Raw genomic sequence first — 18,289 nt, 5'->3', positions numbered from 1 at the left:
CGCTTTTATGAGCATCATCAAGGTAAATAATCTATGCAAAACTTTTAAGGTAAAAACAAAAGAACCAGGGCTAAGTGGAAGCATAAAATCAATGTTTGCACCTTCCTATAAGGAAGTGAAAGCTGTAAAGGATATTTCCTTTCAAGTAGAAAAGGGAGAAATATTAGCTTTTATTGGACCAAATGGAGCAGGAAAATCAACAACAATTAAAATGATGACTGGAATTTTATATCCATCCTCAGGAAATATTGAGGTTCTAGGATTAAATCCAGCTAAAGATAGAAGAGAGTTATCTTATAAAATAGGTACAGTGTTTGGACAGAAATCACAACTTTGGTTTCACTTACCTCCATTAGACAGTTTTAATTTACTGGGAAATATTTATGAAATGGATAAGGAAAAGCTTAAAAAGAGAATTGAAATGCTTAAGGAAGTTTTTGAAATAGGAGATTTAATGGATGTACCTGTTAGAAAACTATCTTTAGGACAAAGAATTCGCTGTGAAATTGCAGCTTCAATTTTACATGAGCCAGAAATAATATTCTTGGATGAGCCAACCATTGGACTAGATGTTGTGGTTAAACAAAAAATTAGAGAGCTTATTTTACAGTTAAATAAGGAAGAGAAGACTACAATTTTCTTAACTTCCCATGATGCTGGAGACATTGAGCAGTTATGTAAAAGAGCTATCATAATAAACCATGGAGAAGTAGTACTAAATGAAACCATAAAAAGTCTTAAGTATGATTATCTAAATAAAAAGGAAATCCACATTAAGTACAGTGACACTGTAAATTTACAGGATTCAAATTTAAATATAATAAAGCATAAAGGAAATGCAGTAAAGGTACAAGTTGATACCACAAAACAGGATATAGATGAGGTATTAACAACACTTATAAAATGTGGAAAGGTTAATGATATCACCATATCAGAAGCACCCCTAGAGGAGGTAATCTCACTAATTTATACACAAAAAAAGGGCGGTGAGAACTATGCAATTAATTCGTAAGTATGGTCAAATTTCAAAAATCACCATGGCAAACAGCCTAGTATATTTTTGGAACTTCTTAGGTAAGAATATATTTTTCATCTTTATTATGTTTATATATCTAATGCTTTGGAAAGCCATTTACAGTGAAAAGGGAGCTTTAGTTGGAGGGTTTACCTTAAATCAAATGATTTGGTATTTAGTAGTTACAGAACTAATAACTCTTTCAAGAACAGAGGTACACCTTCAAGTAAATGAAGATGTTAAAAGTGGAAATATAGCTTATCTTTTAAACAAACCCTATAACTATGTATTATATTGTTTTTCTTATTTTCTTGGAGAAGTAGGGGTAAAGCTTTTGACCAATGGAATTATAGGAATTTTAGTAGGATTAATTTATGTAGGAACTTTGCAAGGGTTCAACTTTGCACATCTACCTTTTATATTTTTATCCTTAATGGTAGGTTGCTTTATAAATTTCTTTATTTATATATCCTTAGCCTTAACCTCCTTTTGGTTTGAAGAAAATAGTGCTTTCTTTTGGATTTATTCAAAGCTTATTTTTACTTTAGGTGGAATGTTAATGCCAATAGAGCTTTTTCCTAATTGGCTTAAGAATATATCACAGTATTTACCCTTTGCCTACGTAACTTATGTACCAGGAAAGCTTGCAGTAGATTTTTCCTTCAGTGCGTTTTACAAAGGTTTTGGAATACAAATAATTTATTTAATAGGATTTTTCTTGCTAGCTATGATTTTATACAGAAAGGGGGCAAAGAACTTAAATGTTAATGGAGGTTAAAAAGAGCTTAAAGCTCATGGGTTTTTATTTTAAATTCAATTTATCTGCAGTGATGGAATATAGGGTAAGCTTTTTAATGCAGTGCTTTGGAATGGCATTAAATAATTCTGCTTTCATATTTTTCTGGTGGATACTATTTAACAATGTAAATACTATAGGTGGCTATGGCTTTACAGATGTAATGATGCTTTGGGCAATATCTTCAGCAAGTTTTGGACTTTGCTTCATAACTTTTGGCAATGTAAATCAAATTACTAGAATGATTTTAAATGGAGAATTAGACACCTATTTATTACAGCCTAAGGACCCTTTAATAAACATTCTTTGTTCAAAGACTATAGTTTCAGCTTGGGGAGACACCTTATATGGAGTTATTTTATTTTTCTTTATTAAGGGCTTTAATATTAAAGCCTTTGGGTTATTTTTACTCTTTATAATTACAGGTGCACTAATCTTTGCTTCAGTTTTAGTAACCATACATGCTTTAAGTTTTTATAGTGGTAACACCGAAGGTATTGCACAACTTACCACTGAATTTCTAATAAGCTTTACCATATATCCAGAAGGCATATTTAAAGGTGGACTTAGGTATGTTTTATATACCATAATACCGGCTGCTTTCATGGTATATATGCCCGCTAGAATTATAAGCAACTTTAATTTACCAATGTTATTTTCTGTGCTAGCAGTAGCAGTTATGTGGATAATCATTGCTTATACCGCCTTTTATAAAGGACTTAAAAAATACGAATCAGGAAACTTGATTATAAACAAACTTTAAAAAATATATTACCTTTGAAGGATTAGGAGGCGGGGCTATGGATAAGAAGCTTCAACTAAAAATGGCAGAGTTAAGTGATTTAGGCTCTTGGATGGAACTGGTGGAAGTTGTAAAACATAACTTCCCAGGGTTAGATACAGATAAAGAAATAAATGACTACAAACAGGTTGTAATTAAAAATATTAATAGAAATTCTGCAATTTGTGTTAAACACAAAGAAAAAGTTGTTGGAGTTCTAATATTTTCTTACAACCAAAAATGTTTATCCTGTATGGCGGTGCATCCAGAGTATAGACAAAGGGGCATAGGTGCTGCAATGGTTGAGGAAATGCTTTGTCTCTTACCAAAAGGTGAGGATATTTTGGTTATGACTTTTCGAGAAGATGATGAGAAGGGAATAGCTCCAAGAGCACTGTATAAGAAGTTTGGATTTGTGGAGGATGAGTTACTTATAGATAGAAACTATCCACACCAAAGATTTATATTGCATAGGAATTAATACATGGGGGAGAAAAATGAGAATAGGAATAATTGGACCTACAGAAAAAGAAATACAGCCATTTATAGATAAGATAGAAGATAAAAAGCTTTGTGAAAAAGCTATGTTAAAGTTTTACTCAGGAACTTATGAAGGGGTTGAAGTAGTAGCAGTATTATGTGGAGTTTGTAAAGTAAATGCTGCTATTGCAACACAAATTTTAATTGATAGCTTTGGAGTTACTCGGGTTATTTTAACTGGAGTTGCTGGTGCCTTAAATAAAAGGCTTAAAATTGGAGATACAGTTATTTCAAATGAAATAGCTTACCATGATGTGAAAGGTGGAATTTTAACAGAATACCATCCTTGGATGGAGGATATATATTTTAGAGCAGATGGAAGGTTGTTAAGCTTATGCGAAGAAGTTGGCAAAGAAATAGAACCTCAGAATAAATGCTATATTGGAAGGATAATTACTGGAGAAGCCTTTATTACACACAATGAAAGAGAAGATTTAATAGAAAGATTTAACCCTTTATGTGTGGATATGGAAAGTGCTAGTGTAGCTCATAGCTGCTATGTTAATAAAATTCCCTTTATAGTTATTCGATCTATGTCAGATAATGCTGATGAGAATGGTTCGGAATCTTTTAAAAGTAATGTGGAATTAGCAGCACTAAACTCAATTAAAGTAGCGGAAGAGCTTATTAGAAAGCTAAGTAGCTAATTGAATTATTAAGCTTTATAGCACGTTAGGGGGAATGAGAAATGAGAGTATCGATTTTAACAAGTGGATTTCCATATGGATTTACTGAGGATTTTATTAATTGCATAAAAGAACATTATCATAACAATGGATCTATGTTATTTATTGCATCAGACTTTGCTGAGCACTTAAAAACTGATAAATATCTGCAAGTATTTCTCACCATGTTCAGAGAAAATGAGGTTGTTTTCAATGAAGTTAACACCATAGATTATAGAACTCCCAAAGAAAAAGCTCTTGAATATGTAGAAAATGCTGATGTGATTTGGCTTTCAGGTGGAAATACATTAAAGCAAATTGAGTACTTAAAACAATATAATTTAATTCCTGCTCTGCAGAAGAGAGAAGGGATTACAATTGGAATGAGTGCTGGTTCAATAAATATGGCTAAAAGAGTAGTGCTAGCAAGAGATATAAATGATAACATTCCAGAACTAGCTATTTATGAAGGCATTGGACTTGTGGACATTAATGTTGAACCACATCTAGATTCTGCAAGTGAAGACCATATGAAAGAAGTTTATGAAGCATCACAGTATGGAACTATTTATGGATTATATGATAGTTCATTTATTAAAATTGTGGATAATAACATGGACATTTATGGGGTTTATTTTAAGTATGAAAATGGTGAGAGGATATAAGTTCTGTGGATAACAGTAGGAAATATTAAATTCAGAGGGAGGGGATATTTATGAGTGATATTAAAATGAATGTATGAAATAAAATTTATTCAGACACTGATGGGTATTTAGAGAAACCAGATGAAATAATTGCAAGGATAGTAAGAGAACACCCGATCGAAACAAGTCTTGATGCGGGGGCAGGTAATGGAAGACATTCAATATTTCTTGCTAGAGAAGGAATAAGAGTAAAGGCTATAGATATATCAAGAGAAGGTTTAAAACTTTTGAGCAAAAATGCTGCAAGTATTGGATTGAACATCGAGACAGAGGTTATTTCAGTATTTGACTATTATGATAATAACAAATATGATTTAGTTCTTTCTACAGGTGGTGCACTTAATTTTTTAGATAAAGCAGCATCAATCCAGGTTATTCAAAGACTAAAAAATAACGTACAAGATGGTGGATATATGTATGTTACGGTATTCACAATTCACGATAATGCATTTAGCCGCCAATATGAACTTGCAGAAATAAAAAATGAGGATACCTATTATTCAGATAAGATAGGTACATGGGTAACTGGTTTTAAGGACAATGAATTAAGAATGATGTTTAAACATTGGGAGATAATTAAATACTTTGAAGAAAATATTATAGACGATGGACATGGTGAACCTCATTATCATCATACAGCAGGAATATTAGCAAGAAAGATATAAATAGGATAAAGTTACCAGTTAATATTCTCATATGACGAATTACACACATAGTTATTAATAGGTTATACACAAGCAATAAATCATAGACCACATAGATTATATGTAGTCTATGTATAATGAAAATAAAATCAATCTGTGTCTAGGAATGTACACTAGATATAGAAAAGAGGTGAGTTTTAGTGAGGTTTGGTACTTATTATACACTCTCTCACTAAAGATAAATTATGAGTGAAATAAAAAGTGATAAAGAGTTAAGCATTAGGATATTCTCGGTAGTAATTGACTGTCAAAATGCAAACGCATTAGCTGACTTCTATGCAAAGCTATTGGGGTGGCAAAAGCATAACGATGATCCAGAATGGATATCTGTAAGCAAAACAGGAATAACTCCTTTCTTGATATTCCAAGAAGAAGCTGACTATAAACCTCCTGTTTGGCCGGATAATCCTAATGAGCAACAGAAAAGTATTCATTTGGACTTTGCCGTATCAGACACAAAAAAAGCTATCCAACACGCTATCAACTGTGGGGCTGCTGTAACTCCTGTTCAGTTTTCAGATGATTGGACAGTTATGATTGACCCTGCTGGGCATCCGTTCTGTTTTTGTCAAAGATAGTGTTGACAACTAAGTTAATACTTTAGGCAAAGATTGAGAGAAATATCAGAAGCGAAAATCAACATCAGCAGTTTGCATCATTTTTTTTATGAATTTGCATTTAGAATTCATTTATTAAAATTATGGATGATAACATGGACATTTAGGGGGTTTATTTTAAGTATAAAGATGGTGAGATAGCAAGTTCTTTGGATAGCCGTAGATTACCATCTAGTAGGTAATATTACATTCAGAGGGAGGGGATTTTCATGAGCACATTAATTCGATATGCAAACTTAGATGATTCAGCTGTTTTGGGCAAAATTCTTTCTGAGTCATCACAAGCTGGATTTAAAGATATTATTCCTGACCATATTTTAAGTGACGTTTTTTCTGTTGAAAGAAGAACAGAAAGATTTATTAGTGAATTATCAGAGGGTTCTCCTAAGACTATTATTGCTTTTGATGAAAGTGAACCAGCAGGGCTAATATCTTTTGGAAAACCTAGAGATGATAATAGTGAAAAATTATGTATAGAGATTTTGAGAGTTTATTTGCTTCCAAAGTTTTGGGGAAGCGGCATTTCTAAAGAATTAATAGAATGGGGAATCAACGAAATACTGAAAGAAGGATTAACTAATATAGAACTTTGGGTATTGGAAAAAAATATAAGAGCCAGAAATTTCTATGAGAAAATAGGTTTCAAATATGATAATACTTTTCGAATAACCGATATGGGTAAAGATTTAAAGGAATTACGTTATATCATATCATATGATGAATAGATTCGGAATTTATAAAAAATCAAAATAGATAGTGTTGAGTTTAGTAGGGGAGGATATTATGTTTAGAATTCGCTACGCTAATATAGGTGATGCTAAAACATTGGGAGAAATTCATTCAAAGTCATGGAAGGTAGCATATAAAGGTATAGTACCAGATGAAATATTAAAAAACATTACCGTTGAAAAGAGACAAGCATACTTTGAAAAGGCATTAACAGAGAAGTGGGAAGAAGATGCGATTATATTTAAGGATAATGATGCAGTTGGACTTATATGTATAGGCAAATGCAGAGATGCAGATAAAACTGATACTTGTGGGGAAATATGGGGTATATACTTACTGCCAGAATATTGGAATATGGGGATTGGTTCTGAATTAATTAACTGGGGAATAAATGAATTAAAGAAAAGGGATTATAGTAAAGTTATTTTATGGGTTCTTGAAGAAAATATAAATGCAAGAAAATTTTACGAAAAAGTTGGTTTTAAACATGATGGAGCGATTAAGGAAATAACCATAGGTAAAAAATTAATTGAATACAGATATGAAAAGTCTATTATATAAATTTCTTGTTAAACAACTAATGCCAACTTAATAGATATATAGAAAAGAGGGATAAGTCAATGAGAGACAAGTTCTTATGTGTAATGGCACAGTTTGATAAAGAAACTGAAGAAAAATTAGGAAGGATATATAAGAGGCTTTTGGAAGCAGGTTTTGTAGGGAATCAAACTCCTAACCTACCTTATCATATCACTCTAGGAACTTTTGAGTTAGAAAAAGAAAATGAATTAAAGGAACTATTAAAGAAAGTTGACAGTAATACATCAAAGATACAGGTATCTTTTAACCATATTGGTTTATTTGGAATGGAAGTGCTATTTGCTGCGCCATCAGTTTCCCATGAGCTATTGAATTTACAAGAAAACTTTAATAGTAGTTATGCAAATGATTTAAACTGGGCACCTCACGCTACCATAATTATTGATAAACCAGAGGTTATACAAAAGGCAATACCAATAGTAGCAGAAAACTTTTCTTCTTTCTCAGGATATATTGAAAGCATTAGTTTATATGAATTTTGGCCAACTAGATTTATTGTAGAAGAAAAGCTAGCTGATGATTTTTAAGAATAATTATTTATGGCTTTTGGGGAATAAAGATGATTGAAAAGATTTTTAGATGCGGAATAGATGAAATGAGTTATGTTAAAGATGCCATTAGCAATGTAAAAGGTGAAGAAGATTTATGTTCTTTTAGTGAAGCCGCCATAGAAAAGTTTTTAAGTAGTGGTGATAATTGGTTTTATGTTGCAACAGTAGAGGGTAAGCCAGTAGCTTATGCTATAGCTTATATTCAAAGACGACTTGATACTACAAAAAACATGATTTGTTTATATGAAATTGGAACCTTGAAGTGTTATAGAAAAATGGGAATTGCTAAAAGAATAATTGAAAAAATTATTGAAGATGGAAAGCTACATGAAGCAATGAAAATATGGATTCCAACAAATATAGGTAACGAAGCAGCCTGTGCACTATACAGGAGCATAGGAGCTGAGGAGCCAGAAGTTAAGGATGAAATAATCTATAGTTATAGGTATTAATATAACTATGAGAATTTAAGTAGTTACTTTAGGATATTTTCAATAGGTGTGAATTTTAAACAATCGAGATTAAATTAAACTTAACATATGGGGAGAGAGGTTTATGATTGAATTACGATATCCAATAATTGAAGATGCAGAATCATATTTTAGAATCTTAACAGAAGGTAAATTTGAATACTATCATGCTACCATTACTGAAAGCATTGATTTGGAGAGAGAATGGATTAAAAGGCGGGAGCATAAGAGAAAAAATAACTTAGAATATAATTACTCAATTATATATAACAATGAGGTTGTTGGAGGATGTAATATAAGAATATTTCAAGAAAGTCCTCATATTGGGGAGATAGGTTATTTTATAGATAGAAAGCTTTTTAACAAAGGAATTGCTTCTAAAGCAGTAAAAGAGCTAGAAAAAATAGCCTTTGAGGAGCTTGGCTTAATTAGGCTCGAAATTCGTATAGATCCAAGAAATAAAGCAAGTGAAAAGGTTGCTATAAAATGTGGCTTTGAAAAAGAAGGCTTATTAAGAAAAGTTATGGAGTTTAACGGTATGTATTTTGATAATCTATTATATTCAAAGGTTAAATGAATTTTTAACCTTTGAGTGAGCTTATTGATAGGGTGTGAATGGTAAAAAAAATGAAAGCTAAAATAAGACAAGCGGTGGTAAGTGATTTCAAAAGCATAAACGAGCTTGTTTCAGAAGTTCATAAGCTACATGTGAATAATAGACCAGATGTGTATGTAGATGTTGATACACCAATGATAAAAGGGCAATTTGATGAGTTAATAACTCCAAATGATACAAAACTCTTTGTAGTTGAAGATGTCAGTAATAAAGAGTTGGTAGCATACAGTATTGTGAAGATAATAACTTCTAAAAATATTCAAATACTAATTCCAGCAAAAATTGCATTTATAGATGACTTTTGTGTTAAGTCAAGCTGTCATAAACAAGGAATTGGAAGATTGTTGTTTGAACATGTTGTAAATTATGCAAAGGCAGAAGGCGCTTCATCTTTACAGTTAGTTGTATGGGAATTTAACTGTGCTGCTATTAAGTTTTATGAAGCATTAGGTATGACAACACGAAATAGAAGAATGGAGCTGAATTTGTAGTAGTGAACAAAGGTAAGTTAAGAGGTTAAGTAATTTATTATGACAGAAAATTTTCTTTATATAATGAGGTGATGAGTGTGTGTAGTTTAGTTAAACCAGATATTTGGTTAAAAGAAAAATTCACTAACATGGTTAGTGATTATAATGATAACAATGAAAATATCTTTAGCAGTGATTATTTAAATACTGATTTTAATTTTGAAAATTATATTCAGGACCTTAAAGATTTATCTAATGGCATTGGTTTGTCACAAGGATATGTACTTTCAACTGAATGGTGGCTTATAAACAGTAATAGCGATATTCTAGGTACTGTTAGGTTAAGACATGAACTTGGTAAAAGAAATTTTGAAGAAGGTGGACATATTGGGTATGATATATCACCTAGATACAGAAGAAAAGGATATGGGAAGGTTATATTAAAGTTAGTATTAGAAAAAGCTAAAGAACTAGGATTTGAAAAAGTATTGGTAACATGTGATTTTGATAATATAGGATCAAAGAGAATTATTGAGTCCAATGGCGGTAAACTTGAAAATACCATAGTTTCAAAAGAAACTGGTAAAGAGGTTCTAAGGTATTGGATAGAGTTATAGGAACTATTTTTTTACTATAAATTATATAGAGTCTAGTAGTAATGTTAAAGGAAGCATTCCAAGGGGTGAATTAAGTAATGATTAAAAGTTATAAGTTTGAAAAAACTATTAAGCTTACATTAAATTATATTGTTTATCTACCTGAAAACTATACAACTAATAGTAAATGGCCTTTGATTCTTTCTTTGCATGGTTCAGGGGAGCGTGGCAATAACATAGATGATGTTAAAAAATGGGGTATAAATAAGATATTAAGGGAAGATAATAACTTTCCATTCATTGTGGTATGTCCCCAGTGCCCATCAGGTGAAGTATGGGAAATGCAGTTTAATATGTTAAAGGAATTACTAGATGAAATAGAAAATAATTATAGTATACATAAGGAAAGAGAGTATCTAACAGGATATAGCTTAGGGGCATATGGAACATGGAATTTCGCCATACTTAACCAAGAAAGATTTGCTGCAATAGTTCCCATAAGCGGAGGTGCAATATCACCTAAAAAGGCTATGAGTTTAAATCAATTACCTATTTGGGTTGCACATGGAGATAATGACACTGTAGTTGAATTTGAGGAATCTAAACGAATAGTTGATTGCTTAAGAATTTATAATCCTAATATTATATTTAAAATTTATAAAGGTGCAGGACATGAAGTGTGCACATTAGCATATGAAGAACCTGAGCTTTACCAATGGCTTTTGAAACAGAAAAGAAAGATATAGATCTGATTTTTATTACAGTTTGGAGGATAGAAAGATGAAGTTTATAATACTAGGAAGCGGTGGCTGTGTTGCACTACCTAAACCACTTTGTCAATGCGATATATGCAAAGAAGCAAGGGAAAAAGGAAAACCTTATTCTAGGTTTGGTTGCAGCTTATACCTAGAAGATTTAAACCTGATGGTGGATACACCAGAGGATATTGTTCATGCTATTAATTATAGCAATGTGAAGCAAATAGATACAGTACTATTTAGCCATATAGACCCCGACCACACTCTAGGAATGAGAATTTTTGAACAGCTTCGCATTGATTGGCTAGAGATTTCAGAGGGAAGAGAATGCACAAATCCAATAAAGGTGCTAGCTATGAACCATGTAATGGAGGATATAAACACCATTGGTTTTAAGTATGGCTCTTTCTTAGATTACTATGAAAAGGCTAGAAACTTAATAAAAAGGCAGGTAGTAGAAGAAAGCATTACTATAAAGGATATAAAAATTGCTTTTATTAAAGCAACCTCGGCTACAGTGTTTGTCTTTGAACAAAATGGAAATAAGGTTATTTATGCCCCTTGTGATGTGACGCCTTTCCCAGAACATAGCATTTTTGAGAATGCAGATGTGATGATAATTGGAGACACAGTTATTGGAGAAACGCTTAAGGGTGGGTTTATACTTAAAAAGGATAATTTGCTTAGAGAAGAATTATTTACAATGGAGGAAATAGAAGAACTAAAGCACAAGTATAGCATTAAAGAAGTTATTATGACTCATCTAGGAGAGGATTGGGGCAAATCCTATGATGACTATTTGAAGCTGGAAAAACAGTATGAGAATATAAAATTTGCTTATGATGGAATGAAGATTGAGATTTAATAATCCTTATGAAAATCAGAGGCATAGGATTTTCATATTTAAGATATCAGAAGTAAAGGTTTAGAAAAAATGTTTATTTTACGTATTCATAAGGAAATAAAAGTTAATTAACTTGAAAAAGGCATTAACAAGAGAAGAGCCTTAGAGATGAAAAGTATTTATAAAGGGGATGAATTATATGAAGATAGAATTATTAAGACCTACTTTAGAAATGGAAGAGATGCATTACGATTTTATAACAGAGTGGGATGAAGCTAAGGAAAATATTGTACCTTATGCTGCAAGATTACTTGATATGGATTATAAAACTTGGTTAGAAAACACCTATAAATTTGAAGAAACCTGTCCTGATGGTTTTGTTCCAGCTCATACTTTATTCTTGGTTGAAGATAATAAGAGAATTTTAGGCGCTATAAATATTAGACACTATTTAAATGACTATTTACTTAATTATGGAGGACATATTGGTTATGGCATAAGACCTAGCGAAAGAAAAAAGGGTTATGCATCATTGATGTTGTCACTTGCGCTATCTAAGGCAAAAGAACTAGGAATTAATAAGGCTTTAATTACCTGCGATAAGGATAATTTAGGTTCAGCAGGCACCATAATGAAAAATGGTGGAGTGCTAGAGAATGAGGTTATAGAAGGTGATAAAATAACTCAAAGATATTGGGTAGAGCTTTAAAAGTAGAATGGGGGATGAGAGTATGTTAGTTAAGGAATTTGAAAAGTTTATAATAGATACTTTTACAAAAGAAAAGTTAGATATTGTAGAGGGTAAAGATGAGTATGGCTTTACCAACATAGGAAGCGAACCTATTACTAAAGTAGGTTATTGTACTAATTTAACCATTGAAACAGCAGAAGAAGCAGTTAAAAATGGCATAAATCTACTTATAACTCACCATGATGCTTGGACATGGATGGAGGGAATGAAGGAAGATTGCCTAAAGATTTTAAGAGATAACGCAATTACTCATTTTTATATTCATTTACCACTAGATGATGCTGAGTTTGGTAATAATGTTTCTATATTAAATAAACTTGGCTTTAAAGTTACTGATAAGTTTTCTAATGATGAGGGCATGTATTGCGGGAGAATTGGAATATTAGACAAGCCTATTACCTTTGAGGAATTAGTAAAACAAATAGAAGAGTTACTAGAAGAACCTGTAGGAAGTTGGAAAAACAGTGATAAGTTGATTAAGAAAATTGGAGTTGTTACAGGAGCGGGGTTTTCAGCTATAGATATTAAGACCTGTGTAGATGAAGGCTGCGATGTTTATTTTACAGGAGAAAAATTATTATATACTGTGGAGTATGCAAGATATGCAAAAATAAATTTAATTGTAGGAAGTCATACTTTTACTGAAATCCTTGGACTTGAAACTCTAGGAAAACTGCTTAAAGAAAGGTATCCACAGGTAGAGGTAATCAGAATAAAAGAAGAGCATATTGAGTAAGAAATAGAAAAATTTAAGGTCACTATTTATTAGTGGCTTTTTCTAAAAAAGGGGGGTTATTTATGGGGGTTCAAACTCTCTCAGAGAAGATTATATACCTTGAAAAAAGACTTTTAGATCCTAAGGTAAGAAAATCCGTAGAAGAACTAGATAAATTATTAGCAGATGAATTTATTGAGTATTGTACTTCAGGGTATGTTTGTAATAAGCAGGAAACCTTAGATAGTGTACCTGATAACAAGGAAGTAGAGATAGTTCCAAAGAACTTTATAGTAAGGAGTTTAGCACAAGATGTAGTTTTAATTAATTTTGAAACCTTTAATAAAAGTACTGGGGTAACTTCAAGGAGAAGTTCTATATGGAAGCTTATTGATGGAACATGGCAATTGTTTTTCCATCAAGGAACCAAGGTTAGAGAATAATTTAAGATTAGATTAAGGGGGCAATACAATGAATATTTTATTAGATAAGTTAGATTTTCATCAGCCTTGGGCTTATGAAACTTTTAAAAATATAATTAAACCTGACCATAAAGTTTGCATAATACCTTTTGCTTTTCATGAAGATTGGATAAAGGATGCAGAACAGTGGGAATCACTTTACAGTAAAATTAATGGAGAAGAATGCTTAAGGATGACTACTCCTTTCCATGCCTATGGTATTAGTGATGACAATATAACATTGATTAATTATTTTACGGATGATAGCCATGGTGCAAAGGAAAAAATTAATGAAAGCCATATAATCTTTTTTACTGGTGGCTTTCCAGAGAAAACAATGAGAAGGTTGGAAGAATTTAATTTAATTGAAACCCTTGAAAATCATCCTGGAATTAAGATGGGGTGGAGTGCTGGTACTATGATGCAGTGTGAGGATTACTACATTTCACCAGATGATGATTATCCAGAGTTTGTTTATGAAAAAGGTCTGAGTTATGTTAAGGATTTTGCTGTGGAAGTTCATTATAAAAATACAGAATCACAAAATGAGAGTATTGAAAAGTACATGAGTGAAAAAGGAAAAAGAGTGTACACTACAGAGCCTCAGAGTGCCATAATTGTAAAGGGTGATGAGGTAGTGTTGCTAGGAAATGCAAAACTTTATAAAGGATAAAGTTAAAAGGTATACTTTAAGGTAAAAACACTAACATAACATTGGGGGGATTCTCTATGAAGGGTACAAAAGATTTTTATAATAAAACTGCTTCAGAGTGGGCTAGTAAATGGTATGACGATGAATCCATGATTCCATATCTAATGGAATTTATTAATTACTTGCCACAAAACCCAAGGGTTTTAGATTTATGCTGTGGAGCGGGATATGAGAGCATGAGATTAGAAAACCTTGGTGCTGAAGTTACTGGACTTGATTTTAGTGAAGAAAGTATTAAAATTGCAAAAGAGTTAAATCCTCATATTAAGTTTGTTGTTGAAGATATGTTAAATGATTATTCTTATCTTGGTAAATTTCATGGTTCCATTATAATAGCTGGTTTAATACACCTTCCAAATCATAAGCTCTCAAAGGCATTCGAGGAAGTTTATAAGGTTATAAATGATAATGGATTTTTATTTATAGCGGTTAAAGATGGCACAGGGAAAAGCGAAAAATCAAGCTATACAACAATTGAGGGTGAGGAATACGATAGAGATTTTTACTTCCACACCTTAGATGAATTGAAGCAGTATTCCAATGAAAAGTTTAATTTTGTAAAAGAGATTCTCTTAGATAAAGATTCACCATGGAAATATTATATTTTTAAAAAATGCAAATCTAGCACAACTTAATGTTACTAGGAATTTTTATAAATACATGAAAAACAAATAAGAATATGGTAAATATAAAAAATTCATATTGAAGAACATAGAATGAATTTTAGGTGGGGGGCACAATGTTACATCATATAGGAACTAAAACCATAGAAACTGAAAGACTTATACTAAGAAGGTTTAAAGAAGATGATGCTAAGGATATGTATAATAATTGGGCATCAGACGACGAGATTACAAAATACTTATCTTGGCCAACTCACAGTGATGTTGAAGTAAGTAGAAGGCTTCTTGAAATGTGGATTGATAAATATAGTAGTGAAGAAAATTATAACTGGGCAATTGAAGTAAAGGAAAATAAAAGTGTAGTTGGTTCTATTGCACTTATGAATGTAGATAATAATATTGAAAGCTGTGAAATAGGTTATTGCATCGGTAGAGCCTATTGGAATAAAGGGTTAATCACTGAAGCTTTTTCAGCTCTAATTAAATTTGCCTTTAAAGAAGTAGGGTTTAATCGAATAACAGGGCGTCATCATGTGGATAATACAGCTTCTGGCAGGGTTATTGAAAAGTGTGGGTTAAAATATGAAGGCACTTTAAGACAAATACACAAGATTAAAGATGGTTCTTTAGTGAATTGCAAATATTATTCTATATTAAAAGAAGAATGTGCAGATTAATGAAGTAAGATAATAAGGGTTTAGCCAAAAACCAATATTTATTAATTTAATATTTATAAGCCATGGATAGTAGAAGAAGTATTTCTCTATATATCCATGGCTTATCTATTGGTTAGAGTATTTATAAATTATAGGGTTTCATGATGAAGATATATTATATACACCCCGAAAGGCTTTAAGGTAAACATAGGAGTACTGTACAAGTTGGGTTTTGTGTATAAAAACCTGTAAATTTCAGCATAATTTTTTTGTAAAAGTAAATTAGTAGATATGTTAAATATATTTACTAGGGTACTGGCTATCATAAAGGTTGTAAGCATAATACATATTTCATAAAAAATTGAAAATAAGGAAAAGGTAATTGAGTATTATAAAAATATGGAGTATAATCTACAATAGAAATTTGTATTAATTAGTCGTATTATGTAGTACTATGTAGTATTATGAAATTCAATGAGAAGGATTAAGATATATTTTTATATAGGGTTCAACGATAGGATTTTAACTTATTCAGATTCATAAACCCTTAAGAGAAGCAGGGGAGGACTGGTGTATAAGTTAAGTTTCAAATCTAATTCCTTATAATTACCATAAACAATGTATTAAAAAGTATCATAAAGGTAGGATAAGTTTAATGAAGCTTAAAATAAATAAAATATTATTTATAGCAATTTTCTTTACAGTAGGATGTTTTTTTAGTGGATGCAGTTTAAATAAAACTGCACAGGAAACAAGAGGGTTATTTTCGTGGAAGGATTCTGAAGTATTAGAGGGCCGTGCTCAGCTTTATGAAACAATGAAAGATTTGAAGCTTAACACAATTTATCAAAGTTTTTCGGAAGATTTACAGGAGAAGGATATTTTGAATTTTGTGAGGGAAGCTACTGATAAAAAAATTAGTGTATATCTCCTTACAGGGGCTCCACAATGGGCATTAGAAGAAAGTGGAGAAACTATGCTTAGTGAAGTAGAAAAAGTAATTAATATTAATAAATCACTAGAGAAAAGTGCAGGAATAAAGGGTGTGTTATTTGATGTGGAGCCTTACCTATTAGATGAATGGGATAAGCAATCACGGGAAAAAATTATGGATGGACTTGTAGCAAATATGAAGAAAACCTATGAAAAGGCACATGAAAACGGACTAGAAGTAATTGCTTGCATTCCTTATTTTTATGATGATTTTGGATTTTCACAGCAAGTTGAAGAGTTAATAAAAGCTAGTTGTGATAGCTTAGCAGTTATGAATTATTATCAGGGGAAAGAGCAAAAACATATTGAAAATGAAGAGGCATTGACTAACAAGTATGGCAAAGAGCTTATCAATATATATGAAATGCAAGCTCCAGGTAAACATGGCTTGATAGATAAAAACACATACCATGAGGAAGGGTTAAATTCAGTGGAGAAAAATTTTGCTGAGTTGAAGAAATCCTTTAATGGAAGGAAGATTTCTATAGCTTTTCATGATTATGCAGCATTAAAGGAGATTATAGGAAATGAATGAAGTTTTAAGGCAAGAAAAGAAGTTTTTAATCTCTCTTGCTCAATTTTATCAATATAGCCATAATTTAAGCAAAATCCTTCAAGTGGACAGTCATAGTCAGGATGATGGGTATATGATAAGATCCTTATATTTTGATACCTTGGATGATAAGGATTATCATGAAAAGGAAGAGGGCGTGGAGCTTCGACGAAAGATTAGATTAAGAATATATGATCCTAAAGCAAATTTTGCCTTATTAGAAATGAAGCAGAAGCAAGGGCCACTGCAAAAAAAACGTTCTTTACGATTAAATAAGGAAGATGCCCAAAGGATGATTCAAGGAAATTATTCTGTGCTTTTAAAGTATAAAGAACCTTTTGCTGCGGAATGCTTTTCATTAATGAATATGCTTTGTTATAGACCTAAGACAGTTGTAACCTATAAAAGAAAAGCTTTTGTTGCAAATGCTAATGATATAAGAGTAACCTTTGATCATCATATTATTGGCACAGAAAGTTCCTTTGATATTTTTTCTGATACTCTTGTGGAAAATAGTATTTTAGACCCTTATCTAGGGGTACTAGAAGTAAAATTTAATGGATTTTTGTTTGCGTATATCAAGGATATGCTTAATGAATGTGATACTAGTGAAGTTTCTGTAAGCAAATATTCTCTAGGAAGATCCGTCAGTAAGCATTACCTATTTTAATATGGGAAGGGATAAGTTTTTATGAAAGAATTATTACTGAATGTTTTGGAACAAAGTGGTACCTTAAGTACTCAGTCAATTTTATTACATATTATCTCATCAGCTTTAATTTCAATTGCTATTTATATTTCCTACTGGTTTACCCACGTAGGTACTGCATATAGTCGAAAGTTCAATGTTTCTCTAATGACATTAACTATTTTAACTGCAACAGTTATGACGGTTATAGGAAATAACGTTGCCCTTTCCCTTGGTATGGTGGGTGCATTATCTATTGTTCGTTTTAGAACAGCAGTTAAGGATTCTAGAGATGCCACCTATATCTTTTGGGCTATCATCGTTGGTATATGTTGTGGGGTTGGAGATTATCTAGTTGCTGGAATAGGTACCGTTGTAGTTTTTGTGGTATTACTTTTAATGGGAAGAGTAAAAAATGAAAATAGAATTCTACTAATTGTTCGTGCAAGTAGAAGTAAAGAAACTGATATTGAAGGAATAGTTTTTGAGTATTTTAACAAAAAGCCTTTGTTAAGAGTTAAGAATACAACTGAGCAAGCAGTAGAATTTATATTTGAAATGTCGCGTAGCACTTATAATCTTTCTTATAAAAAAAGTGAAGGAATAACTCAGAAATTATATGCTCTTGGCAGTGTGGAGTATGTAAATATAATTACACAAAATGATGAAATAAGTGGGTAA

26 protein-coding genes are annotated in these 18,289 nt (G+C 31.7%); all 26 read left to right on the top strand.

Going from position 1 to position 18,289, the window contains the following annotated elements; translation table 11 throughout:
- The first annotated feature begins 7 nt into the window (after positions 1-7).
- Positions 8-1,012: an ABC transporter ATP-binding protein gene (locus tag C661_RS0111145; protein ID WP_017415398.1), complete on the top strand. Its 1,005-nt coding sequence runs from the start codon at positions 8-10 to the stop codon at positions 1,010-1,012.
- Complete coding sequence (locus C661_RS0111140; RefSeq protein WP_050551828.1) at positions 996-1,793, top strand: ABC transporter permease; 798 nt, start codon at positions 996-998, stop codon at positions 1,791-1,793. Before C661_RS0111145 ends, C661_RS0111140 begins: the two co-directional genes overlap by 17 nt.
- Positions 1,777-2,574, top strand: a complete 798-nt coding sequence (locus C661_RS0111135) for an ABC transporter permease (RefSeq protein WP_017415396.1) — start codon at positions 1,777-1,779, stop codon at positions 2,572-2,574. The genes C661_RS0111140 and C661_RS0111135 overlap by 17 nt, the downstream gene beginning before the upstream one ends.
- Before the next feature lie 37 nt (positions 2,575-2,611).
- Entirely contained in the window at positions 2,612-3,073 is a 462-nt protein-coding gene (locus C661_RS0111130) for a GNAT family N-acetyltransferase (protein WP_017415395.1), read from the top strand.
- 16 nt (positions 3,074-3,089) lie between these two features.
- Entirely contained in the window at positions 3,090-3,779 is a 690-nt protein-coding gene (locus tag C661_RS0111125; RefSeq protein WP_017415394.1) for a 5'-methylthioadenosine/adenosylhomocysteine nucleosidase, read from the top strand.
- A 41-nt stretch (positions 3,780-3,820) separates the two neighbouring features.
- Positions 3,821-4,462, top strand: coding sequence for a Type 1 glutamine amidotransferase-like domain-containing protein (locus C661_RS0111120; RefSeq protein ID WP_017415393.1), 642 nt, complete (start codon positions 3,821-3,823; stop codon positions 4,460-4,462).
- Positions 4,463-4,545: 83 nt separating this feature from the next.
- Complete coding sequence (locus C661_RS0111115; RefSeq protein WP_083861663.1) at positions 4,546-5,166, top strand: methyltransferase domain-containing protein; 621 nt, start codon at positions 4,546-4,548, stop codon at positions 5,164-5,166.
- Positions 5,167-5,390: 224 nt separating this feature from the next.
- Complete coding sequence (locus C661_RS0111110) at positions 5,391-5,783, top strand: VOC family protein (protein ID WP_017415391.1); 393 nt, start codon at positions 5,391-5,393, stop codon at positions 5,781-5,783.
- 248 nt (positions 5,784-6,031) lie between these two features.
- Complete coding sequence (locus tag C661_RS0111105) at positions 6,032-6,547, top strand: GNAT family N-acetyltransferase (RefSeq protein WP_017415390.1); 516 nt, start codon at positions 6,032-6,034, stop codon at positions 6,545-6,547.
- A 58-nt stretch (positions 6,548-6,605) separates the two neighbouring features.
- Positions 6,606-7,112 carry a GNAT family N-acetyltransferase gene (locus C661_RS0111100; RefSeq protein ID WP_017415389.1) on the top strand — a complete coding sequence of 169 codons (507 nt, stop codon included), beginning with the start codon at positions 6,606-6,608 and terminating at the stop codon, positions 7,110-7,112.
- A 59-nt stretch (positions 7,113-7,171) separates the two neighbouring features.
- Positions 7,172-7,678: a 2'-5' RNA ligase family protein gene (locus C661_RS0111095; RefSeq protein ID WP_017415388.1), complete on the top strand. Its 507-nt coding sequence runs from the start codon at positions 7,172-7,174 to the stop codon at positions 7,676-7,678.
- A gap of 32 nt (positions 7,679-7,710) precedes the next feature.
- Positions 7,711-8,154, top strand: a complete 444-nt coding sequence (locus C661_RS0111090) for a GNAT family N-acetyltransferase (protein WP_017415387.1) — start codon at positions 7,711-7,713, stop codon at positions 8,152-8,154.
- A 103-nt stretch (positions 8,155-8,257) separates the two neighbouring features.
- Entirely contained in the window at positions 8,258-8,749 is a 492-nt protein-coding gene (locus C661_RS0111085; RefSeq protein ID WP_017415386.1) for a GNAT family N-acetyltransferase, read from the top strand.
- Between the two features lie 50 nt (positions 8,750-8,799).
- Positions 8,800-9,279, top strand: coding sequence for a GNAT family N-acetyltransferase (locus C661_RS0111080; protein ID WP_026051026.1), 480 nt, complete (start codon positions 8,800-8,802; stop codon positions 9,277-9,279).
- A gap of 77 nt (positions 9,280-9,356) precedes the next feature.
- Positions 9,357-9,875 (top strand): GNAT family N-acetyltransferase, encoded by a 519-nt coding sequence (locus C661_RS0111075; protein ID WP_017415384.1) that lies wholly within the window; start codon positions 9,357-9,359, stop codon positions 9,873-9,875.
- 77 nt (positions 9,876-9,952) lie between these two features.
- Entirely contained in the window at positions 9,953-10,600 is a 648-nt protein-coding gene (locus C661_RS0111070) for a carboxylesterase family protein (protein ID WP_017415383.1), read from the top strand.
- Between the two features lie 34 nt (positions 10,601-10,634).
- Positions 10,635-11,477 (top strand): MBL fold metallo-hydrolase, encoded by an 843-nt coding sequence (locus C661_RS0111065; RefSeq protein ID WP_017415382.1) that lies wholly within the window; start codon positions 10,635-10,637, stop codon positions 11,475-11,477.
- A 178-nt stretch (positions 11,478-11,655) separates the two neighbouring features.
- Positions 11,656-12,165, top strand: coding sequence for a GNAT family N-acetyltransferase (locus C661_RS0111060; RefSeq protein ID WP_017415381.1), 510 nt, complete (start codon positions 11,656-11,658; stop codon positions 12,163-12,165).
- Between the two features lie 22 nt (positions 12,166-12,187).
- Positions 12,188-12,943, top strand: coding sequence for a Nif3-like dinuclear metal center hexameric protein (locus C661_RS0111055; RefSeq protein WP_017415380.1), 756 nt, complete (start codon positions 12,188-12,190; stop codon positions 12,941-12,943).
- 62 nt (positions 12,944-13,005) lie between these two features.
- Entirely contained in the window at positions 13,006-13,365 is a 360-nt protein-coding gene (locus tag C661_RS0111050) for a nuclear transport factor 2 family protein (protein ID WP_017415379.1), read from the top strand.
- Between the two features lie 28 nt (positions 13,366-13,393).
- Positions 13,394-14,056, top strand: coding sequence for a Type 1 glutamine amidotransferase-like domain-containing protein (locus tag C661_RS0111045; protein WP_017415378.1), 663 nt, complete (start codon positions 13,394-13,396; stop codon positions 14,054-14,056).
- A gap of 56 nt (positions 14,057-14,112) precedes the next feature.
- A complete protein-coding gene (locus tag C661_RS22775; protein ID WP_017415377.1) occupies positions 14,113-14,730 on the top strand; it encodes a class I SAM-dependent methyltransferase in 618 nt (205 codons plus the stop codon).
- Between the two features lie 104 nt (positions 14,731-14,834).
- The gene (locus tag C661_RS0111035; RefSeq protein WP_017415376.1) at positions 14,835-15,395 is read left to right on the top strand and encodes a GNAT family N-acetyltransferase; all 561 of its coding nucleotides are present in this window, start codon (positions 14,835-14,837) and stop codon (positions 15,393-15,395) included.
- A gap of 634 nt (positions 15,396-16,029) precedes the next feature.
- Positions 16,030-16,902 (top strand): hypothetical protein, encoded by an 873-nt coding sequence (locus C661_RS0111030; RefSeq protein WP_017415375.1) that lies wholly within the window; start codon positions 16,030-16,032, stop codon positions 16,900-16,902.
- On the top strand, positions 16,895-17,590 hold the full coding sequence (locus tag C661_RS0111025) for a polyphosphate polymerase domain-containing protein (RefSeq protein ID WP_017415374.1): 696 nt from the start codon (positions 16,895-16,897) through the stop codon (positions 17,588-17,590). The genes C661_RS0111030 and C661_RS0111025 overlap by 8 nt, the downstream gene beginning before the upstream one ends.
- A 21-nt stretch (positions 17,591-17,611) precedes the next feature.
- The gene (locus C661_RS0111020; RefSeq protein ID WP_017415373.1) at positions 17,612-18,289 is read left to right on the top strand and encodes a DUF4956 domain-containing protein; all 678 of its coding nucleotides are present in this window, start codon (positions 17,612-17,614) and stop codon (positions 18,287-18,289) included.

Source organism: Clostridium tunisiense TJ (assembly GCF_000300195.1).
Classification (GTDB): Bacteria; Bacillota; Clostridia; order Clostridiales; family Clostridiaceae; genus Clostridium_J; species Clostridium_J tunisiense.
This window is presented reverse-complemented; position numbering and strand designations above follow the sequence as displayed.